Raw genomic sequence first — 17507 nt, 5'->3', positions numbered from 1 at the left:
TAAGCTCGTGGCCGTCGTGAGGACCCAATAGGGTCCATGAGCGAGCCTATTGCCCGACCTTCGATGACCTGCTGCTGACAAGGGAGTCCGTTCCGTGAGCGAAAACGAATGGAATCCGTGGGTTCTGACTTTCGACCGCTTCCAGGCCAAAGACCACCTAGGGGCTGTCAGGCAACTCGAAGACTACATTACGACCGACAAACGCGGCCCCTTTGCGAGCTTGGTCGGGCACAGCTTCTCGAATTCAACGGCCTCGATGGCTGCAAGACTCAACGAATTCATATCTTTATGTGAGACCAAACTCCGCATTGAGGCCGTCTACCTCGAGATGAACGGCTTCGACATCAACCCCGATCGGTGGTACGTCGACTTCTTTGGCTACGACCGCTACAGGAGGGACGAGAACGACCTGGACTGGCTCTCCGATTGGCAATCGCCGGACGTCCCAGACATGACCTTGACGGGCCTGGAGAGCGTCCAGAAGGACTTCGATTGGTATCACCAAGAGCAAATCTGGAAGGACAAGAGTTACAAGGCCCTTTACGACACGGCGCAGAACTTGGTGATGAGCAAGTTTGTCCTTCTGATCGAGGAGACGCTGCGCTCGCAAGACCTGGTCAAGCCAATCCCGGTCCTTGCGACCGCTCACGACTTCGAAGTGCTCGGGCGTTTCGAGCCGGAACAGGGTCGATGACGAGATCCTCCCAAGACGCTCGCTGCCCTTTTTGTTCCGCAGTCCGATCGAGACAACGATCGAATGCCGTCACGTTTGGCAGCTTCGATCGGATCGGCGGACTGCCGATCTGCGACCCGTAGGATGGCGGGAAACTTCTCCGGGCGAGCTCGGTCACCTCATTCAAGCTGCCACAAGACGTCGGCCGCCTCACCGCTCCGAGAACGCCAGCTTCACGCCCAGGCCGGCGAAGGCACCGGCGAAGGCGCGGCGCAGCCAGGTCATGACCGCGGGGCGGGTGATGACGTGCTGCCGGACCGCCGCGGCGAAGACGCCGTAGCCGACGAAGACCACGAAGGTCATCAGCATGAAAACGGCGCTAAGGCCGGTCATGCGGAGCAGCGGCAGGGCGGCGTCGGCGGGCACGAACTGGGGCAGGAAGGCCAGGAAGAAGATCGAGAGCTTGGGGTTGAGGATGTTGATCAGGAAGCCCCGAACCGCGATCTTGACCGCGCTGCGCCGCGCCTCCGCCGGCTCGACCGAGAGCGACTCCTTGTCCTTGAGCGTGGTCCAGGCCAGGTAGAGCAGATAGGCCAGCCCCAGATACTTGAAGACCTGGAAGGCGAGGGCGCTGGTGTGGAGCAGGGCCGCCAGCCCGAGGATCGCCGCCGTCACGTGGGGGAGGATCCCCACCGTGCAGCCCAGCGCCGCGGCGACGCTGGCCCGGGCGCCGCGCGCCAGGCCGCAGGACAAGGTGTAGATCACGCCGGTCCCCGGCGCGACGACGACGATGAAGGACGTGATCAGAAACTCGATGGACATGCGGCGACTCCCCAGCTCAGTCCCCACGCAGCAAACACCGGGTTCCCGCCATCTGTCCAGCCGCGACTTGCCATCCTGACCCTTGACCGCCGGCGCTCAGGCCAGGGTCATCTCCGGGACCTCGCCCAGCTGGATGAGCGAGGCGGCGGTCGCGGCCTCGATCTCCTCTACCGAGACGCCCGGGCCGCGCTCGCGCAGGACCAGTCCGTCGGCGGTCGGCTCGATCACCGCCATCTCGGTGACGATCAGGCTGACCCGGCGCACCGCGGTCAGCGGCAGGCTGCACTCCGGCACGATCTTGGGATTGCCCTTCGCAGTGTGGACCATCGCCACCACGACGCGCTTCGCGCCGGCCACCAGGTCCATGGCGCCGCCCATGCCGGGCACCATCTTGCCCGGAACCATCCAGTTGGCGAGGTAGCCGCGCTCGTCGACCTGAAGGCCGCCGAGCACGGTCATGTCGAGGTGGCCGCCGCGGATCAGGCCGAAGCTCATGGCGCTGTCGATCGCGGCCGCGCCCGGCACCGCGGTCACGAAGCCGCCGCCGGCGTCGGTGAGGTTGGGGTCCTCCATGCCCTCGGGCGGGCGGGCGCCGAGCCCGATGACCCCGTTCTCGGCCTGGAAGAAGACCTGCACCTCGTCGGGCAGGTGGTTGGCGACCAGGCTGGGCAGGCCGATGCCGAGGTTGACCAGGGTGTTCGGCCGGATTTCCCGCGCGACGCGGCGGGCGATGATTTCCTTGGCGTCCATCAGGCGGCCCTCTCGAGCAGGTGGTCGACCAGCACGCCCGGCGTCTTGACCGCGTCGGGCGGGATCACGCCGACCGGGACGATGGTCTGCGGCTCCGCGATCACGGTGTCGGCGGCGAGCGCCATGACCGGATTGAAGTTCTGGGCGGTCAGCGAGTACTCCAGGTTTCCCGCGTAGTCGGCCTGGCGCGCCGAGACCAGGGCGAAATCGCCGCGGATCGGCGTCTCGAGCAGGTAGCGCTGGCCGCCGGTCTCGACGATCTGCTTGCCCTCCTCCACGGTCGTGCCCAGGCCGGTCGCGGTCAGCACGCCGCCGAGGCCGACGCCGCCGGCGCGGATCCGCTCGACCAGGGTGCCCTGGGGCACCAGCTCGACCTCGATCTCGCCGGCCATCATCTTGGCCTGGGTCTCCGGGTTGAGCCCGATGTGGGACACGATGGCGCGCGAGACCGCGCCGCAGCTGATCAGCTTGCCGATTCCCTTGCCTGGCATGGCGGTGTCGTTGGCCACGACGGTCAGGTCTTTGGCACCGCGCGCCACGATGGCGTCGATCAGGCGGAGGGGCGAGCCCACCGCCATGAAGCCGCCGATGAGCAGAACCGCGCCGTCGGGGATCATCCCGGCGGCCTCCTCCACCTTGATCGCTGTCTTCATCCTCTTCCTCCCTTGCGCGGCGGGAGTCGCTTCCTGTTCCGGACCATCCGGCCTCGAAAGCGCACCTTACCGGCGTGGTCTTCTGCGCTGCAGACTAATATCCGATCGTCTCTACGATCCTGCCTGCGCGTGCCATGACCCAAATTACGTCCGCGACCCAAGGCGAGCCCTGGTCGCAGGCCTCTCATGGCCCAAAGCATCCAATGTCAAAACTGCTAGCTTAGAGATGGCTTGTTTCAGTGATGTTGCGCATTTTTAAGTCCGGGCCGACGCGATCTGGCGCTAGGCGAAGACGTGGTCCAGAACGAGCTGCTTGAAGGCGGTCGCGGCGACCGGGCCCTCGGGCAGGAGGTCGGGCTGGGAGGAGATGACCAGGGGGCCGTCGGCGGGATCGTCGGTGAGGCGGCCGTGGGAGCCCTTGACCAGCCGGGTGTCCTTCAGGGAGATCACGTCGAGCAGGCTGCGGAAGCCGAGCTTGCGCTTGGCCAGGCGCCAGGCGACCGAGAGCATAGGGACCGAGAGCGCCGGGTCGAGGAAGAGCTCGACCGGGTCGTAGCCGGGCTTGCGGTGGATGTCGACGGTGCGCGCGAAGTCCGGCGCGCGCTCGTCGTCGAGCCAGTAGTAGTAGCTGAACCAGCGGTCGGCGCGGGAGACCGCAACCAGCTCGCCCGCGCGGGGATGATCGAGGCCGTGGGCGCGCTTCTCCTCCTCGTCGAGCACGACCTCGACCCCGTCCAGGGCCTCGATCAGGGTCTTGACCTCGGCGACGCGCTCCGAAGCCTGGACGTAGACGTGGGCGAGCTGGTGGTCGGCCAGGGCGAAGGCGGTCGAGGCGCCGGGGTCGAGCAGCTCGCGGCCCATCTCGACCCGGACCTGGATCAGGCCGGCCTCGCGCAGGGCGCGGTTGATGTGCACGGCGTCGGTCACCGGCGTGATGCCGTACTCGGAGACCACGACGATCCGCTTGCCGTCGCGCCGGGCCGGCTCGATCAGCTCGCCGCAGACCGCGTCGATCTCCTGCAGATCCTTGACCAGGCGCGGCTGGGAAAGGTCCGGGCCCAGGCGCTGCAGGTTGTAGTCGAGGTGCGGCAGGTAGCAGAGCGTCAGGGTCGGCTTGCGGGTCTCCATCACGTGACGGGTGGCGTCGGCGATCCACTGGCTGGAGGCGATGTCGGCCATCGGCCCCCAGAACTTGAACAGCGGGAACATGCCGAGCTTGGCGTTGAGCTCGTCGCGCAGCTCGGAAGGGTGGGCGTAGTGGTCGGGGATCTTGCGGCCGTCGGCGGGATACATCGGGCGCGGCGTCGCGCTCCAGTCCGCCGTCGAATACATGTTGTACCACCAGAACATCTTGGCGCAGGTGAAGTCCGGGTCGCGGGCCTTGCCGGCTTCCCAGATCTTCTCGCCGCCGACCAGGCGGTTGGACTGGCGCCAGAGCCAGACCTCGGAGAGGTCGCGGAAGTACCAGCCGTTGGCGACGGCGCCGTGGCCCGAGGGCGGCAGGCCGGTGACCAGGCTGGATTGGGCCGTGCAGGTCACCGCCGGCAGCACCGTGGTGAGCGGCCGCAGCCCGCCCTCGTCCGCCAGGCGCTTCAGGTGGGGCGTGTGCTCGCCGATCAGGGAGGGCGAAAGCCCGACGACCAGGATGACCAGGGTGTCCCGCATGGCAGCGACGTTAGAGGCTGGCCGGGCCAGGAGGCAAGGCTGGCGAAGCGCTTTCCTATCGAAACCGGGGCTTATAGACTGGGGAAAACCGCCGCCGAGGATCGATCGATTGCCCGAGCGGCCCCTCACCCTCCCACCGCTTCGCGGCGGGCCCCTCCCTCTCCCGCGGGGAGAGGGATGTGGAGGCTTGGCGAGGCCGGAGGCCGAGCCCTAGCCGGAGCTGGGTGAGGGGACGCAGCACCCCGGCGGCCAAGAGACTGCAAGGGGAGGACATGGCGGAACAGCCGAGCAGGCTGCTGCGCACCTGGCTGCAGCGACAACTGCCCGAGACTGCCTTCGACTGGCTCGCCGGGCAGCTCGAGGCCCTTCAGCAGGACCCCAGCGACCGCAAGCTGCACATCGCCCTGGGCATGATCCCGCGGCGCCTGGGCAAGGATGACCTGGCATTGTCCGAGGCCGACCTGGAAGCCGCCGAGGCGGCGCGGCCGGGCTGGGACCCGCGGGGCTGGAGCGTCGACGAGGCGGCCCGGATCCTGGCTCTGCTAGCGGCTGCCGGCGCCAACACCGGCTTCGCCGAACGCTTCACCGCGCTCTGCGGCAGCGCCGAGGTCGGCGAGGCCATCGCGCTCTACCGCGGCCTGCCGCTCTACCCCGACCCCGCCGCGCTGGAGGACCAGGCGGCCGAGGGGCTCAGGACCAACATGCGCGCGGTCTTCGAGGCGGTGGCCCACCGCAACCCCTTCCCGCGCGAGCGCTTTGACGAGAACCGCTGGAACCAGATGGTGCTCAAGGCCCTGTTCATCGGCAGCAGCCTGCACCCGATCCAGGGCCTGGACGCGCGCGCCAACCCGGCCCTGGCGGCGATCCTGATCGACTACGCCCACGAGCGCTGGGCGGCCGGCCGGCCGGTCTCGCCGGAGCTCTGGCGCTGCGTCGGGCCCTTTGCCGTGGCCTCGCTGCTGCCGGACCTGGAGCGGGCGCTGCGCGGCGAGGATGAGACCGAACGCCGGGCTGCCGCCCTGGCGCTGGCCGCGAGCCCGGCGGCAGAGGCCCGGGTGCTGCTGGCCGGCGCCGGCGCGCTCGCGGCGGAGATCGAAAGCGGCGCGCTGACCTGGGAGCGCCTAGAGCACGATCCGGTAGCGCAGGCATGACGGACAAAGCTGGAGGACGTGGGACCATGATGTTCATCGACCCGCACACCCACATGATCTCGCGGACCACGGACGACTACGAGGCCATGGCCGCGGCCGGCGTCGTCGCCGTGATCGAGCCGGCCTTCTGGATCGGCCAGCCGCGGACCAACGTCGGCAGCTACATCGACTACCTCTCCCACATCGTCGGCTTCGAGCGCTTTCGCGCCGGGCAGTTCGGCATCCGCCACTACTGCACCATCGGCCTGAACTCCAAGGAGGCCAACAACGAGGCCCTGGCCGAGGAGGTCATGGAGATCCTGCCGCGCTTCGCTCTGAAGGAGGGCGTCGTCGCCATCGGCGAGATCGGCTACGACGAGCAGAGCGACCTGGAGGACAAGTACTTTCGCCTGCAGCTCGAGCTGGCCAAGGAGCTCGACCTGCCGGTCATGATCCACACCCCGCACCGGGACAAGAAGCGCGGCACCTCGCGCTCCATGGACGTCTGCGAGGAGCACGGCCTGCCGCCCTCCAAGGTGGTCATCGACCACAACAACGAGGAGACCGTGCAGGAGACCCTGGAACGGGGCTTCTGGGCAGCCTTCTCGATCTATCCCAGCACCAAGATGGGCAACGCCCGCATGGTCGAGATCCTGCGCCAGTACGGCGCCGAGCGGATCATCGTCGACTCGGCCTGCGACTGGGGCATCTCCGAGCCTCTGGGCGTGGCCAAGACCGCCAAGCTGGCCCTGGAGCGCGGTATCCCCGAGGAGCAGGTGCGCCTGGCCTGCTACCAGAACGCGCTCGACGCCTACGGCCAGAGCGGCCAGATCAAGGAGGACGACTGGCTGAACCCGCCGGCGATCGACCAGCGCACCCTCTACGAGGGCAACTCGATACTGCGCGGCGGCCGCGAGCCCAAGATCGAGGAGGCCAAGATCAAGCGCTCAATGGACGAGCTGATCATCGAGTGAAGAGGGTCGTCGAACCGGCCGGCCAAACGCGGGCCGGAACGGCACGAGTAGAGCGTCGGCTTTGAGCCGGAATGGCCGGGATCGGCCAATGAGAGCCGCTGATTAGGTGTTCCGCCTAAGGTTGGTCGCCAACCCATAAGCCGCCATTTGTCACTTTCGATTTGCCGCCATGTATGCGCCCGTCAGAACGTCTTGCCTAGAAGGGAACTCGCCCCGAAGAAATTGCTTCATCCGGTGAGCCCTTTCATGCGACCCCAGAAAAAGGTCGCCATCCACAAAGGGAATTTTGTCTCTATCACCAAGCGCCCCTGCCGCGTGCCACTCATTTCGATACCAGTGATTTGCAACAACCCAACAGGCATTGGTTTCGTAAATGGTGGGCTTGGACAGAAAATCCGCGTGAAACTCGCTCGGGAGGGTCTGCGCCATACGCACCACTTCATCATAAGCGGCGATACCGTCCGGCGTGAAGATCCCCCATCCACCTGCACCACACATCGGCGGGCCCATTTTCCGTGTCCAAGCGGCGCGGCCACCTGCGACTTCCGCGTAGCCAAGCTTTTCAAAGAACAGGAATAGCTCTCTCAAGCGCTCTTGTATCGGGAAGCCTTTGCCGGCACTTGAAAATCCACCGCCCCGCCATGGACTGTCGTTCGGCTGGTAGTCCCATGTTGGACGAAGCAAGGCCTCGATCATCCAAGGCAGGTCGATCCCGAAGCGCTCGGGTTCTTCGGCCAAGTGGTCATAGATCGCTGGAACAGTGATCCGCAGTCGCAGATTGGCGTCGATCACCTGGCAATGTTCAAGTATCGCGCCGACCTTCTGAATGTCGCTGTGGTCCGCGTGTCCTCCAGCGTAGGAACCTTTCGTTTCTGAAAGGGTTACTTCGCGGTAATCGGCCTCAAGCAGGCTGAGGACCGTCTGGACGACCAGTTCGCAGAACAGCTTCCTTTCCAACGGTTCAAATTGCATGGACATTGTGGGGGCCCAGAGAGCCGGTTTTGAAGCCAGAGGCGAGAGGCACGCAGTATGTACGATTCGGCCTTGGCAACACAGCCGGTCGCCCAGGCGAAGTGACCGTTTTACGATCCAATAGCCGACATTCGCGCCGCAATTCGTGATCGGTCGCTTCGGGTCCGAGGCGGCCATTTCGTTTGCGTCTCTAAACGGCGATTCCCAGCGACCGACTTGAAGGGACCCCTTGCGGTCCTGAAAAAGGGGCCGCTCTTCAAGATCTTCGAATGGCTTCTGTTCACCCAGTTGCGGGACTTGCCCTCACCATGCTCCATTGTCGGGACGCCTTCAGCCCAACGAAGCGCCACAGCCATGATCCTTGTCGGTCAGTACGATTCGCCTTTCGTTCGTCGCGTCGCCGTCGCGCTCAACCACTACGCCCTGCCCTTCGAGCGTCGGGTCCTTTCCGTGTTTGCGGACTTCGATGACGTGCTCGCTATCAATCCTCTCGGAAAGGTCCCGGTCCTGATCCTTGCCGAAGGCGACCATCTCTACGACAGCAGAGCGATCCTTGAATACCTGGAGGACGTCGCGCCGCCCGACCGCCGCCTGTCGCCGGCCGGAGATAGCGAGCGGAGGGAGATGTTCCGCGTCGAGGCCGTCGGCATAGGCCTGGCAGAGAAGCTCTACGAGCGCGGCATCGAGTTCGCCCGCCGAAGCCCGGGCACCCATGACCCGGCGTGGGTGGAGCGGCTGGAGCGTCAAATCGAGCGCGCGCTTCTCTGGCTGGAAGCGAAGGCCACCAAGCCCTGGCTGGTCGGCGACGCGATGACGCGCGCCGACCTGGCGGTTGCCGTCGCCGTGACCCATGCCGTGGAGAAGCTGCCGCAGCTTTTCGACCCGGCGCGCCTGCCCGGCCTGGACGCGCATCGGCGGAGTTGCGAAGCGCTGCCTGCCTTCACGGCGGCCGCCTACTCCGCCGCCGAGGCCTCGGCCACGGGATGGCGCCCGGAAGCTGGATAGCGGCCACCTCCCCGAGCCCCTCTTCGGCCAGCCGGCAAAACGCAGTCCGGGGCGGCGAGAAGGCCGATGGACGCGGCCGTGGATCGTCGGTAAGCTTTGGGGCAACAAAAAAACAGAAGAACGCTGGCTTGGGAAGCGGAACCTAGGCTTACTCAAGGGGAGGATCATAAGTATGAGCCTTGTAAGGACTCTCACCGCGGCGTCTGCCTTCGCCGCGCTGCTCACAGCGGGCGTGACCGCACAGGCCGAGGTGCCGGTCAAGCTCGAACCCTTCGTCACCGGCCTGAACGCGCCGCTGGCGATGGTCCAGCCGGAAGGCGACGACCGGACCTTCGTCGTCGAGCAGTTCGGCCGCGTGCGGATCGTCCGGGACGGCCAGCTCGAGCCCGAGCCCTTCCTCGACATCCGCAACCTGATCCCGCAGCTGTGGAAGGATTTCGACGAGCGCGGCCTGCTGGGCCTGGCCTTCCACCCCGACTTCCAGGACAACGGCCGCTTCTACGTCGCCTACACCGCGCATCTCGACTTCCAGGGCGACCTGGGCAAGCAGTTCTGGTGGGACCACACCAACGTGGTCGCCGAGTACAAGGTCTCGGCCGAGGATCCCGACGCCGCGGATCCCCGCTCCGGCAAGATCCTGACCTCGATCGACTGGCCGCAGTTCAACCACAACGGCCACTGGATCGGCTTCGGCAAGGACGGGATGCTCTACATCTCGACCGGCGACGGCGGCTATGCCAACGACTGGGGCATCGGCCACAACGTGACCGAGGGCAACGGCCAGGACCTGACCACCATGATGGGCAAGATCCTGAGGATCGACGTCGACGGCGGTGAGCCCTACGGCATCCCCGACGACAATCCCTTCGTCGGCAACAACGACGCCCTGCCGGAGATCTGGGCCTACGGCCTGCGCAACCCCTGGCGCTGCTCCTTCGACACCGGCAGCGACCGGCTGATCTGCGCCGACGTGCAGCAGAACAGCTATGAAGAGGTCAACGTGATCGAGAAGGGCGGCAACATGGGTTGGCGCAAGATGGAGGCCACCCACTGCTTCGACTACCAGAACCCGGACGACCATCCGAAGACCTGCGACACCAGCGGCCTGGTCCTGCCGATCCTGGAGTACCAGAACTGCACCGCCAAGCCGGACGGCTGCAAGGGCATCTCGGTGACCGGCGGCTACGTCTACCAGGGCGCCCAGGACGCCTGGAAGGGCAAGTACATCTTCGGCGACTGGAGCAAATCCTTCGCCGAGATGGACGGCCAGATCTTCGTCGGCTCCCGGGCCGACGACGGCAGCTGGAGCATGGACACCGCCGAGGTGACCAACATGGAGGGCAACACGCCCTACATCCTGGCCTTCGGGCAGGACCGGGACGGCGAGGTCTACGCGTTGACCTCGATCACCACCGGCCCGGTGGGCGGCCTGGACACGATCTACAAGATCGTCCCGGCGAACTGATCCGCGGCAGCGGATGGAATGAACGGGTCGAGGCGATCCCGGTGCGCTGCCGGGGTCGCCTCATCCACACTGCAAACCGCGGTGACGGCGAAGACTGAGTCCGGCACCGCCCGAGAGACGAGGAACGTCGGCCGAGACATGACGCTGCGTGCTTTGAGCGCTTCGCTGGCCATCACGTCGATGCTGGCCCTTTGCGGCACGGCAGTTGTTGCTGAGGGCGGCAAGGAGCCGTCGCCGCCCTTCAGCGAGGATTTCCTCAAGACCCAGTCCAACATCGAGGCCGGCAAGGAAATCTGGAAGGAGCAGTGCCGCCACTGCCACGGCCGCTCCGCCTATCCCGGCAAGGCGCCCAAGCTGAAGCCGCGGCGCTACAAGCCGGACTTCGTCTACGACCGGGTGACCAACGGCTTCCGCAAGATGCCGGCCTGGAAAGAGGTCTACAATCAGCAGGAGCGGATGACCATCGTCGCCTACATCCTCAGCAAGGACTTCTCGCCCTGAGGTCGGGGCGACGACTGGTAAGCGCGATCACCAGACAACCTCACGACTGTCATGCCCGGACTTGATCCGGGCATCCATCTTGGCTTGACTCAATGGATTGCCGGATCAAGTCCGGCAATGACAGAGGTGTGGAGAGCGGCGTTGGAGCCAACCCCCTACAGCCGGTAGAAGCGCTCCGCGTTGCCGCCGAAGACGGCGGCTTTCTCCGTTTTCGACAGCCCTTCGGTGAGCGCTTCCGCGGCGGCGCGCCAAGCGTCGTAGGGGGCGGCCAGGGTGCAGACCGGCCAGTCGGAGCCCCAGATCAGGCGCTCCGGGCCGAAGGTTTCGAGCAGGTGGTCGACGTAGGGGCGGAGGTCGGCCTCGCTCCAGTCGGCCGAAGCTTCGGTGACCAGGCCGGAGAGCTTGCAGAGCGCCCGGGTCTCCTGCGCCAGGGTCTTCATGTCGGCGGCCCAGGGCGCGAAGGCGCGGTCGCGGATCTGGGGCTTCGAGCCGTGGCAGATCACCGTGCGCAGCTCGGGATAGCGGCCGAGCAAGACCAGCAGGTTCTTCAGGTGGCGCGGAAAGGTCAGGGCGTCGAAGCAAAGGTCGAGGTCGATCAGCGCCCGGAAGGCCGGGTCGAGGTCGGGGCGCAGCATCCAATCGTCATCCGGGATGTCCTGGATCATCGGGCGGAAGCCCTTCAGGGTCTGATTGGCGGCCAGGCGCACCATCTCGGACGGTGCGGTGGGATCGGCGAACTCGACCCAGCCGACCACGCCACGGATCCAGGGCGTCTCGGTGGCGAGGCCCAGCAGGTACTCGGTCTCGGCCACGGTCGCGGCGGCCTGGACCAGGACCACGCCGTCGATTCCGTAAAGCTGGCGCAACGGATCCAGGTCGCCGGGGGCGAAATCGCGGTATATCGCCGCGAGATCAGGGGTCAGCCAGTCATAGTCGCCGCGGGCCAGCTGCCAGAAGTGGACGTGCGCATCGATGCCGGGGGCCATGGTGTCATCCTCAGGCCTAATCGGTCTCTGGCAGCGGCGAGTCAGCGCGGATCAGGCCCTCGGCCTTGAGGTCGCGCCACAGGGCCGCCGGCACCTGCGCGGAGAGGACCTCGAGGTTGCGGGTCACCTCCTCCGGCGCCGCAGCGCCGGGGATCACCGAGACGATCGCCGGGTGGTTCAGCAGGAAGTGCAGGGCCGCCTCGACCAGGCGCACGCCGTGGGCCTCGCAGACCGCCAGAAGGCGCCCGGCGCGCTCCAGGATCTCGGGCGGCGCGGAGTGGTAGTTGTACTTCGCGCCTTCGACCGGCCCGGTGGCGAGAATGCCGCTGTTGTAGGGCCCGCCGAGGATGATGCCGATGCCGCGCTCGACGCAGAGCGGCAGGAAGGACTCCTGGGCCTCCTGCTCCAGCAGGGTGTAGCGGCCGGCCAGCAGGAAGCAGTCGAAGTCGGCGCTCTTGGCCAGGCGCTCGCAGATGTCCCACTCGTTGATGCCGACGCCGATGGCCTTGACGTCGCCGGCGGCGCGCAGCTCCTCCAGCGCCTTATAGCCGCCCTCCATGAGCTCGCGGATCTTGGCGTCGGAGGCCTCGCGGCTGCCGTGGGTCCAGATGTCGACGTCGTGGACGAAGAGGATGTCGACCCGGTCGGTGCCCATGCGCTTGAGGCTGTCCTGGTAGGAGCGCAGCACGCCGTCGTAGGTGTAATCGTAGTCGAAGCGGCGCGCGGGGATGTCGTGGAAGATGGTTTCGGGCACCTCCTCCGGCGGGCAGTCGATCAGGATCCGGCCGATCTTGGTCGAGAGTTGCAGCTCGTCGCGCGGCCAGCGGGCGATGGCCCGGCCGAGACGCTCCTCCGAGAGGCCGAGGCCATAGAGCGGCGCCGTGTCGAGGTAACGGATGCCGGCGTCAAAGGCGGCGTCCAGGGTCGCCTGGGCGACCGGCTCCGGGATCGGCCGGTAGAGGTTGCCGAGCGGCGCGCAGCCGAAGCCCAGAGTGGTGAGCTCCAGAGGCCCGTGCTGCCGGGTCTGCAGGGTGCGTGTCTTCATGGTCTCGCGGTCTCCTCTGTCGCGGCGCGCAGGCGCTCGCCGCTCTTGCCGTCGAAGATGCAGAGCCGGGCGGGGTCCAGCTCGATCCCGACCGGGGTGTCGACGGGCAGGTCGAAGTCGTCCGGCATTCGGGCGACGATCTGGGTCTTGTCCAGCCGGCAGGTGACGATGCTCTCGCTGCCGGTCATCTCGACCGAGTAGAGCCGGCCGCGCAGCGCGCCTTTTTCGGGCGCGACGACGCGGCAGTCCTCCGGCCGGAAGCCGAGCACCACCTTGCCCGGCGCTGCCAGGCCCGGGCAGGCGACCTGCCCGGCGCCGTTGACGAAGGCGCCGGCCTCCAGGCGGCCGGAGACCAGGTTCATGGGCGGCGCGCCGATGAAGCCGGCGACGAAGAGGTTCGCCGGGTTGCGGTAGATCTCCCGCGGCCGGCCGATCTGCTGGACCACGCCCTGGTTCATCACCGCCACCCGGTGGGCCAGGGTCATGGCCTCGATCTGGTCGTGGGTGACGTAGATGGTGGTCACGCCCAGCTCCTGCTGCAGGTGCTTGAGCTCGGCGCGCATGTGGCCGCGCAGCTTGGCGTCGAGGTTGGACAGCGGCTCGTCCATCAGGAAGAGGCTCGGCCGGCGGACCATGGCCCGGGCCAGGGCGACCCGCTGGCGCTGGCCGCCGGAGAGCTGGCGCGGATAGCGCTGCAGGTAGTCCTCCAGGTGCACCTTGCCGGCGGCCTCGCGCACCGCCGCGGCGCGCTGGTCCTGGGGCAGGCGGCGCAGCTTGAGCGGATAGCCGATGTTCTCGGCCACGGTCATGTGCGGGTAGAGCGCATAGGACTGGAAGACCATGGCGATGTCGCGGTACTTGGGCAGGACCTCGGTGACGTCGCGTTCGCCGATCAGGATCCGGCCCTCGGTCACCGGCTCCAGGCCGGCGACCATGCGCAGGGCCGTGGTCTTGCCGCAGCCCGAAGGGCCGAGCAGGACCAGGAACTCGCCCTCGGCGATCTCCAGGTCCAGGCCCTTCACGACCTCGACGACGCCGAAGGACTTGCGCAGGTTCTGGAGGGCGACGCGCATCAGCCCTTCACCGCGCCGATCAGCAGGCCGCGCGCGATGTAGCGCTGCAGCAGGACGGTCATGGCGACCACCGGGGCGATCATGATGATGATCAGCACAGACATGTACCACCACTGCGGCCCGCGCGTGGCGTTCTGGGCGGCGACCAGCAGCGGCATGGTCTGGGCGTCGGCGGTCGAGAGGAAGAGCGCCAGCAGGTACTCGTTCCAGGCCAGGATCAGCACCAGCAGGAAGGTCGCCGCCAGGCCCGGCTTGGCCAGCGGCAGGACGATGGTGAAGAGGATGCGCAGCTTGGAGGCGCCGTCGATCTGGGCGCTCTCCTCCAGGTCGATGGGGATGCCGGCGAAGAAGTCGCGCAGGATCCAGACCGCGATCGGCAGGTTGACCGCCATGTAGGTCAGGATCAGCGCGAGGTGGGTGTCGAGCAGGCGCAGCTGCTGGAACATGATGTAGATCGGCAGCACCGCGACCACCGGCGGCAGGATGCGGTTGGAGATGATCCAGAACTGGATGTCCTCGTTGCCCAGGGCGCGCCGGAAGTGGCGGCCGAGGGTCGCGACAAGGATCAGGAAGAGTGCAGCGCCGACCGCGAGGCTGATCTGCCAGGCGACTCCGTAGGCGGCGGTGGCGACGACCACGGCGGCCAGGATCAGGAGGAAACCGAGGATCAGGCCGAGCTTCACCCGGTACTGGATGCGCACCAGGGCGTAGGCGGCGAAGGCGCCGAAGAGCACGGCCAGCAGGGTGCTGACAAAGGCGATCACCACCGAGTTCAGATAAGGCCGCAGGGTGTCGTTGCCGAGCTCGACGAAGACGTAGTGCCAAGCGTGGCCCGAGGGCGCGAAGTCGACGAAGGGCAGGTAGTCCGGCCCATCGTTGACCTGGACCGGCAGCTTGAACGACGTGATCAGCAGCCAGTAGAGCGGGAAGAGCACGACGAAGGTCCAGCCGAGCAGGACCGCGTAGGTCAGGAGCTTGGTGCCCGGCGCCAGGGACTGCAGGTCCTTGGGCTCGAAGAGCCGGCGCCAGAGCGAGTTTTGCACCGGGGTGCTCATGCCTCGTGCCTCCGCGCCGGGCGGACCACGAAGTTGAAGAAGGAGACGCAGGAGACCACGGCGACGAAGAGCAGCATGTAGCCGACCGCCGCCGAGCCGCCGAGATCCTGGGTGCGCCAGGCGATGAAGGCGTGCAGGGTCATGGATTCGGTGGCGATGCCCGGCCCGCCGTTGGTCAGCACGTTGGGCAGGTCGATGATCTTGAAGGCCTCGATCAGGCGGATTAGGACCACCGTCGCCGCGACCGGCGCGATGGCCGGCCAGGTGATGTCGCGGAAGACCTGCCAGGAACTGGCGCCGTCGATCCGCGCCGCCTCGATCTGGTCGCGCGGCTGGTTCTCGATCGCGGCCAGCAGGATCAGAAAGAGGAAGGGCGTCCACTGCCAGGTGTCGCCGATCAGGACCACCAGGCGCGCCGACCAGGGATCCGCCGACCAGGCGAACTCGGCCAGGCCGAAGAGCTGCCAGACCGGCGCGAAGGGCCCCTTGCCCATGTCGGCGAGCATGCGGAAGGCGTAGGCGATACCGACCGGGGTCACCATCAGGGGCACGAAGAAGACGACCCGGAAGAAGTTGCGGCCGCGGATCTGCTGGGCACAGAGCAGGGCCAGGCCGAGGCCGAGCCCGAACTGCAGGGCGACCCCGGCCAGGACGTAGAACAGGGTGACCACCAGCGAGCCCGGAAAGCCCGGCGCGTTGAGGGTGATCAGCAGGAGCAGCAGCAGGGCGAGTGCCAGACTGCCCGCGATCAGCCGCCCGAGAATCCCGACCGGGCTCACCCGGCCGCGGCGGAGGTAGCGGAGGAAGCCGAAGACGACCCCGGCGGCCGCGGCCAGCAGCAGCAGCCACTCGAACCACGCGAGGCTGCCGAAGGTGCCCAGGAAATGGAACTGCTGGGAGCCGAAGAGCAGCTTCTTGAAGTTCCGGAAGCCGACGAAGCGCAGCTGGTAGCCGCCGGGCGCCAGGCTGAACTTGGAAAGCGCCAGGTAGGCCGAGATCAGCATTGGGAAGATCGAGAGGCCGAGCAGGATCAGGACCGTCGGCAGAATCAGGAGCTGGGCGACCTGCCGGTCGATCCATTCCGACAGCCGCGAGGCCGGCGCCTCGTCCGCCGCCAGGGTGATGCCCGGGGCGGTCACAGCGGGCCTCCGAAACACGGAACCTTGCGGCGGGCCCCGTCGCCGAGTCGGGGCCCGCCTGCCGTTGCGGTCATGCGCCTATTGTCCGAGCGTCGCCTTGTAGAACTTCAGCTGGTCTTCGACGCCGTTGTCCTCGTTGAGCTCGTTCCAGCCTTCCTCGATCGCGGCCATGGCCTGCTGCTTGTCGATCTCGCCGGCCAGCAGCCGCGCCAGGGCGGTGTCGAGGACCACCTGCTGATAGGCCTGGTTCTTGGGGATCCGCAGGTCGAGCACCATGTTGGGGCTGTTCAGGCTGGCCTGGATCGCGCCGAGGTAGTCGGCGGCTGCGGCCTTGCTCATCCCGGCCTTGACCCAGTTCTCGGTCTGCTCGAACTGGGACAGCCGGTAGGGGTTGAAGCCGGTGATGCCGATGGTCACGTCGACGTTGGACTGGGCCGGCTGGCTCATGAAGGAGAAGAAGTCGTAGGCCGCGGCCTTGACCTTGGCGTCGGCCGATTTGTTGATCCCGCCGGACCAGCCGCCGAAGGCCGCGAAGGGCGCCCGGTTGACGCCGTCGATGGCGTGCGGGCAGGAGCTGCCGTCGCAGGCCACCAGCTTGCCGGACTCGCGGTCCAGGACCTGCTTGGAGCCGGGCAGCATGACCGCGCCGACCTTGTCGATGACCTTGGAGTTGTCCGGATCGATCGCCAGGGTGCCGATGTCGCCCCAGTCCAGGGTCAGGGCGCAGCGGCCGGTGGTGAAGAGGCTGCGGGTGTCGCCGACGTCGAGGTTGATCTCGTCCGGCGGGGCGTACTTGGTGGTCTCCAGGTAGACGTCGAGGGCGGCCGAGAAGCCGTCGTTGTTGACCAGGGGCTTCATGTCGCGGGTATCGAAGAAGGCGCCCTGGCTGGTGCCCTGGGACTGCAGGAAGCCGGCCGCGATGGAGGTGATCATCCAGTAAGACTGGGCGTTGCGCTTCTTGGCGATGCAGGAGCCGAAGTCGGCTTGGCCGTCGCCGTTCATGTCCTTGCCGTGCAGGGCCTTGGCCGCCGCGACGTAGTCGTCCCAGGTCGCGGGCGCCGAGAGGCCGGCCTCCTGGAAGAGGTCGCTGCGGTAGTAGACCATCTGGAAATCGCCATCCAGGGTGATCAGGTAGGTCCGGCCGTTGAACTGCTGCGAGAACTCGCGGAAGAAGGGCGCGATGTCGTCGACCGCCAGCGCGGAGTCGGCCGCGACCTTGTCGGTGAGGTCCTCCAGGTAGCCGGGGCCCACGTAGTCGACCATCCACTGCGGGGCGAAGACCGCGGCGTCGACGGAGTTGGTGCCGGTCGCCCAGTCGGTCAGCAGCTTGGTGTAGAGGTCCGAGAAGGGCACCGTGATGACGTTGATCTTGGCGCCGGTCAGCTTCTCGAAGTCGGGCGCGCGGCGCTGCAGGGGCTCGGCGATCTGCGGGCCGGTGAAGGTCATGACGTTAACCGTCACGCCGTCGTAGTCGCCGGCGCCCGCCGCGCCCACGGCGCCGAGCGAGATCGTGCCGAGGGCCAAGCCCCCGGCCAGCAAAGCCTTGCGAATCATCTGTCTTGCCTCCCTCTCGATCTTGTTCTGGTTCTTGCTTGGTCC

17 protein-coding genes are annotated in these 17507 nt (G+C 67.0%); 6 read left to right on the top strand and 11 right to left on the bottom strand.

From position 1 onward, the window contains the following. Positions 1 to 94 precede the first annotated feature (94 nt). Entirely contained in the window at positions 95 to 694 is a 600-nt protein-coding gene (locus QNJ30_15055; GenBank protein MDJ0944784.1) for a hypothetical protein, read from the top strand. 189 nt (positions 695 to 883) lie between these two features. On the opposite strand, the gene QNJ30_15050 is transcribed toward QNJ30_15055, so the two are convergent. From QNJ30_15050 to QNJ30_15035, 4 genes are all read right to left on the bottom strand, one after another. Next, a complete protein-coding gene (locus QNJ30_15050) occupies positions 884 to 1495 on the bottom strand; it encodes a LysE family translocator (GenBank protein ID MDJ0944783.1) in 612 nt (203 codons plus the stop codon). Between the two features lie 96 nt (positions 1496 to 1591). After that, a complete protein-coding gene (locus tag QNJ30_15045) occupies positions 1592 to 2245 on the bottom strand; it encodes a 3-oxoacid CoA-transferase subunit B (protein ID MDJ0944782.1) in 654 nt (217 codons plus the stop codon). Further along, positions 2245 to 2898 carry a 3-oxoacid CoA-transferase subunit A gene (locus QNJ30_15040; protein MDJ0944781.1) on the bottom strand — a complete coding sequence of 218 codons (654 nt, stop codon included), beginning with the start codon at positions 2896 to 2898 and terminating at the stop codon, positions 2245 to 2247. Before QNJ30_15040 ends, QNJ30_15045 begins: the two co-directional genes overlap by 1 nt. 282 nt (positions 2899 to 3180) lie before the next feature. Continuing rightward, complete coding sequence (locus QNJ30_15035) at positions 3181 to 4563, bottom strand: alkaline phosphatase family protein (GenBank protein MDJ0944780.1); 1383 nt, start codon at positions 4561 to 4563, stop codon at positions 3181 to 3183. A gap of 272 nt (positions 4564 to 4835) precedes the next feature. On the opposite strand from QNJ30_15035, the gene QNJ30_15030 reads away from it, so the two are divergent. Then, a complete protein-coding gene (locus QNJ30_15030; protein ID MDJ0944779.1) occupies positions 4836 to 5714 on the top strand; it encodes an EboA domain-containing protein in 879 nt (292 codons plus the stop codon). Between the two features lie 26 nt (positions 5715 to 5740). Next, a complete protein-coding gene (locus tag QNJ30_15025) occupies positions 5741 to 6667 on the top strand; it encodes a TatD family hydrolase (protein MDJ0944778.1) in 927 nt (308 codons plus the stop codon). Between the two features lie 150 nt (positions 6668 to 6817). On the opposite strand, the gene QNJ30_15020 is transcribed toward QNJ30_15025, so the two are convergent. Continuing rightward, on the bottom strand, positions 6818 to 7645 hold the full coding sequence (locus QNJ30_15020) for a hypothetical protein (protein ID MDJ0944777.1): 828 nt from the start codon (positions 7643 to 7645) through the stop codon (positions 6818 to 6820). Positions 7646 to 7993: 348 nt separating this feature from the next. On the opposite strand from QNJ30_15020, the gene QNJ30_15015 reads away from it, so the two are divergent. The 3 genes from QNJ30_15015 to QNJ30_15005 all read left to right on the top strand — a co-directional run bounded on the left by QNJ30_15015 (position 7994) and on the right by QNJ30_15005 (position 10610). Next, positions 7994 to 8644, top strand: a complete 651-nt coding sequence (locus QNJ30_15015) for a glutathione S-transferase family protein (GenBank protein ID MDJ0944776.1) — start codon at positions 7994 to 7996, stop codon at positions 8642 to 8644. A 172-nt stretch (positions 8645 to 8816) separates the two neighbouring features. Then, the gene (locus tag QNJ30_15010; GenBank protein ID MDJ0944775.1) at positions 8817 to 10109 is read left to right on the top strand and encodes a PQQ-dependent sugar dehydrogenase; all 1293 of its coding nucleotides are present in this window, start codon (positions 8817 to 8819) and stop codon (positions 10107 to 10109) included. 138 nt (positions 10110 to 10247) lie between these two features. After that, complete coding sequence (locus QNJ30_15005) at positions 10248 to 10610, top strand: cytochrome c (GenBank protein MDJ0944774.1); 363 nt, start codon at positions 10248 to 10250, stop codon at positions 10608 to 10610. A 155-nt stretch (positions 10611 to 10765) separates the two neighbouring features. Here the strand turns inward: QNJ30_15005 and QNJ30_15000 are convergent, their stop codons facing one another. The 6 genes from QNJ30_15000 to QNJ30_14975 all read right to left on the bottom strand — a co-directional run bounded on the left by QNJ30_15000 (position 10766) and on the right by QNJ30_14975 (position 17462). Beyond that, a complete protein-coding gene (locus tag QNJ30_15000; GenBank protein ID MDJ0944773.1) occupies positions 10766 to 11596 on the bottom strand; it encodes an amidohydrolase family protein in 831 nt (276 codons plus the stop codon). Between the two features lie 16 nt (positions 11597 to 11612). Next, positions 11613 to 12641 carry an aldo/keto reductase gene (locus QNJ30_14995; GenBank protein MDJ0944772.1) on the bottom strand — a complete coding sequence of 343 codons (1029 nt, stop codon included), beginning with the start codon at positions 12639 to 12641 and terminating at the stop codon, positions 11613 to 11615. Next, the gene (locus QNJ30_14990; GenBank protein MDJ0944771.1) at positions 12638 to 13714 is read right to left on the bottom strand and encodes an ABC transporter ATP-binding protein; all 1077 of its coding nucleotides are present in this window, start codon (positions 13712 to 13714) and stop codon (positions 12638 to 12640) included. Before QNJ30_14990 ends, QNJ30_14995 begins: the two co-directional genes overlap by 4 nt. Beyond that, entirely contained in the window at positions 13714 to 14769 is a 1056-nt protein-coding gene (locus tag QNJ30_14985; protein ID MDJ0944770.1) for a carbohydrate ABC transporter permease, read from the bottom strand. Before QNJ30_14985 ends, QNJ30_14990 begins: the two co-directional genes overlap by 1 nt. Further along, a complete protein-coding gene (locus QNJ30_14980; protein ID MDJ0944769.1) occupies positions 14766 to 15908 on the bottom strand; it encodes a sugar ABC transporter permease in 1143 nt (380 codons plus the stop codon). The genes QNJ30_14985 and QNJ30_14980 overlap by 4 nt, the downstream gene beginning before the upstream one ends. Before the next feature lie 78 nt (positions 15909 to 15986). Further along, entirely contained in the window at positions 15987 to 17462 is a 1476-nt protein-coding gene (locus QNJ30_14975) for an extracellular solute-binding protein (GenBank protein ID MDJ0944768.1), read from the bottom strand. Positions 17463 to 17507 lie beyond the last annotated feature (45 nt).

The sequence above is a fragment of the Kiloniellales bacterium genome (assembly GCA_030066685.1).
Lineage (GTDB): Bacteria > Pseudomonadota > Alphaproteobacteria > Kiloniellales > JAKSBE01 > JAKSBE01.
This window is presented reverse-complemented; position numbering and strand designations above follow the sequence as displayed.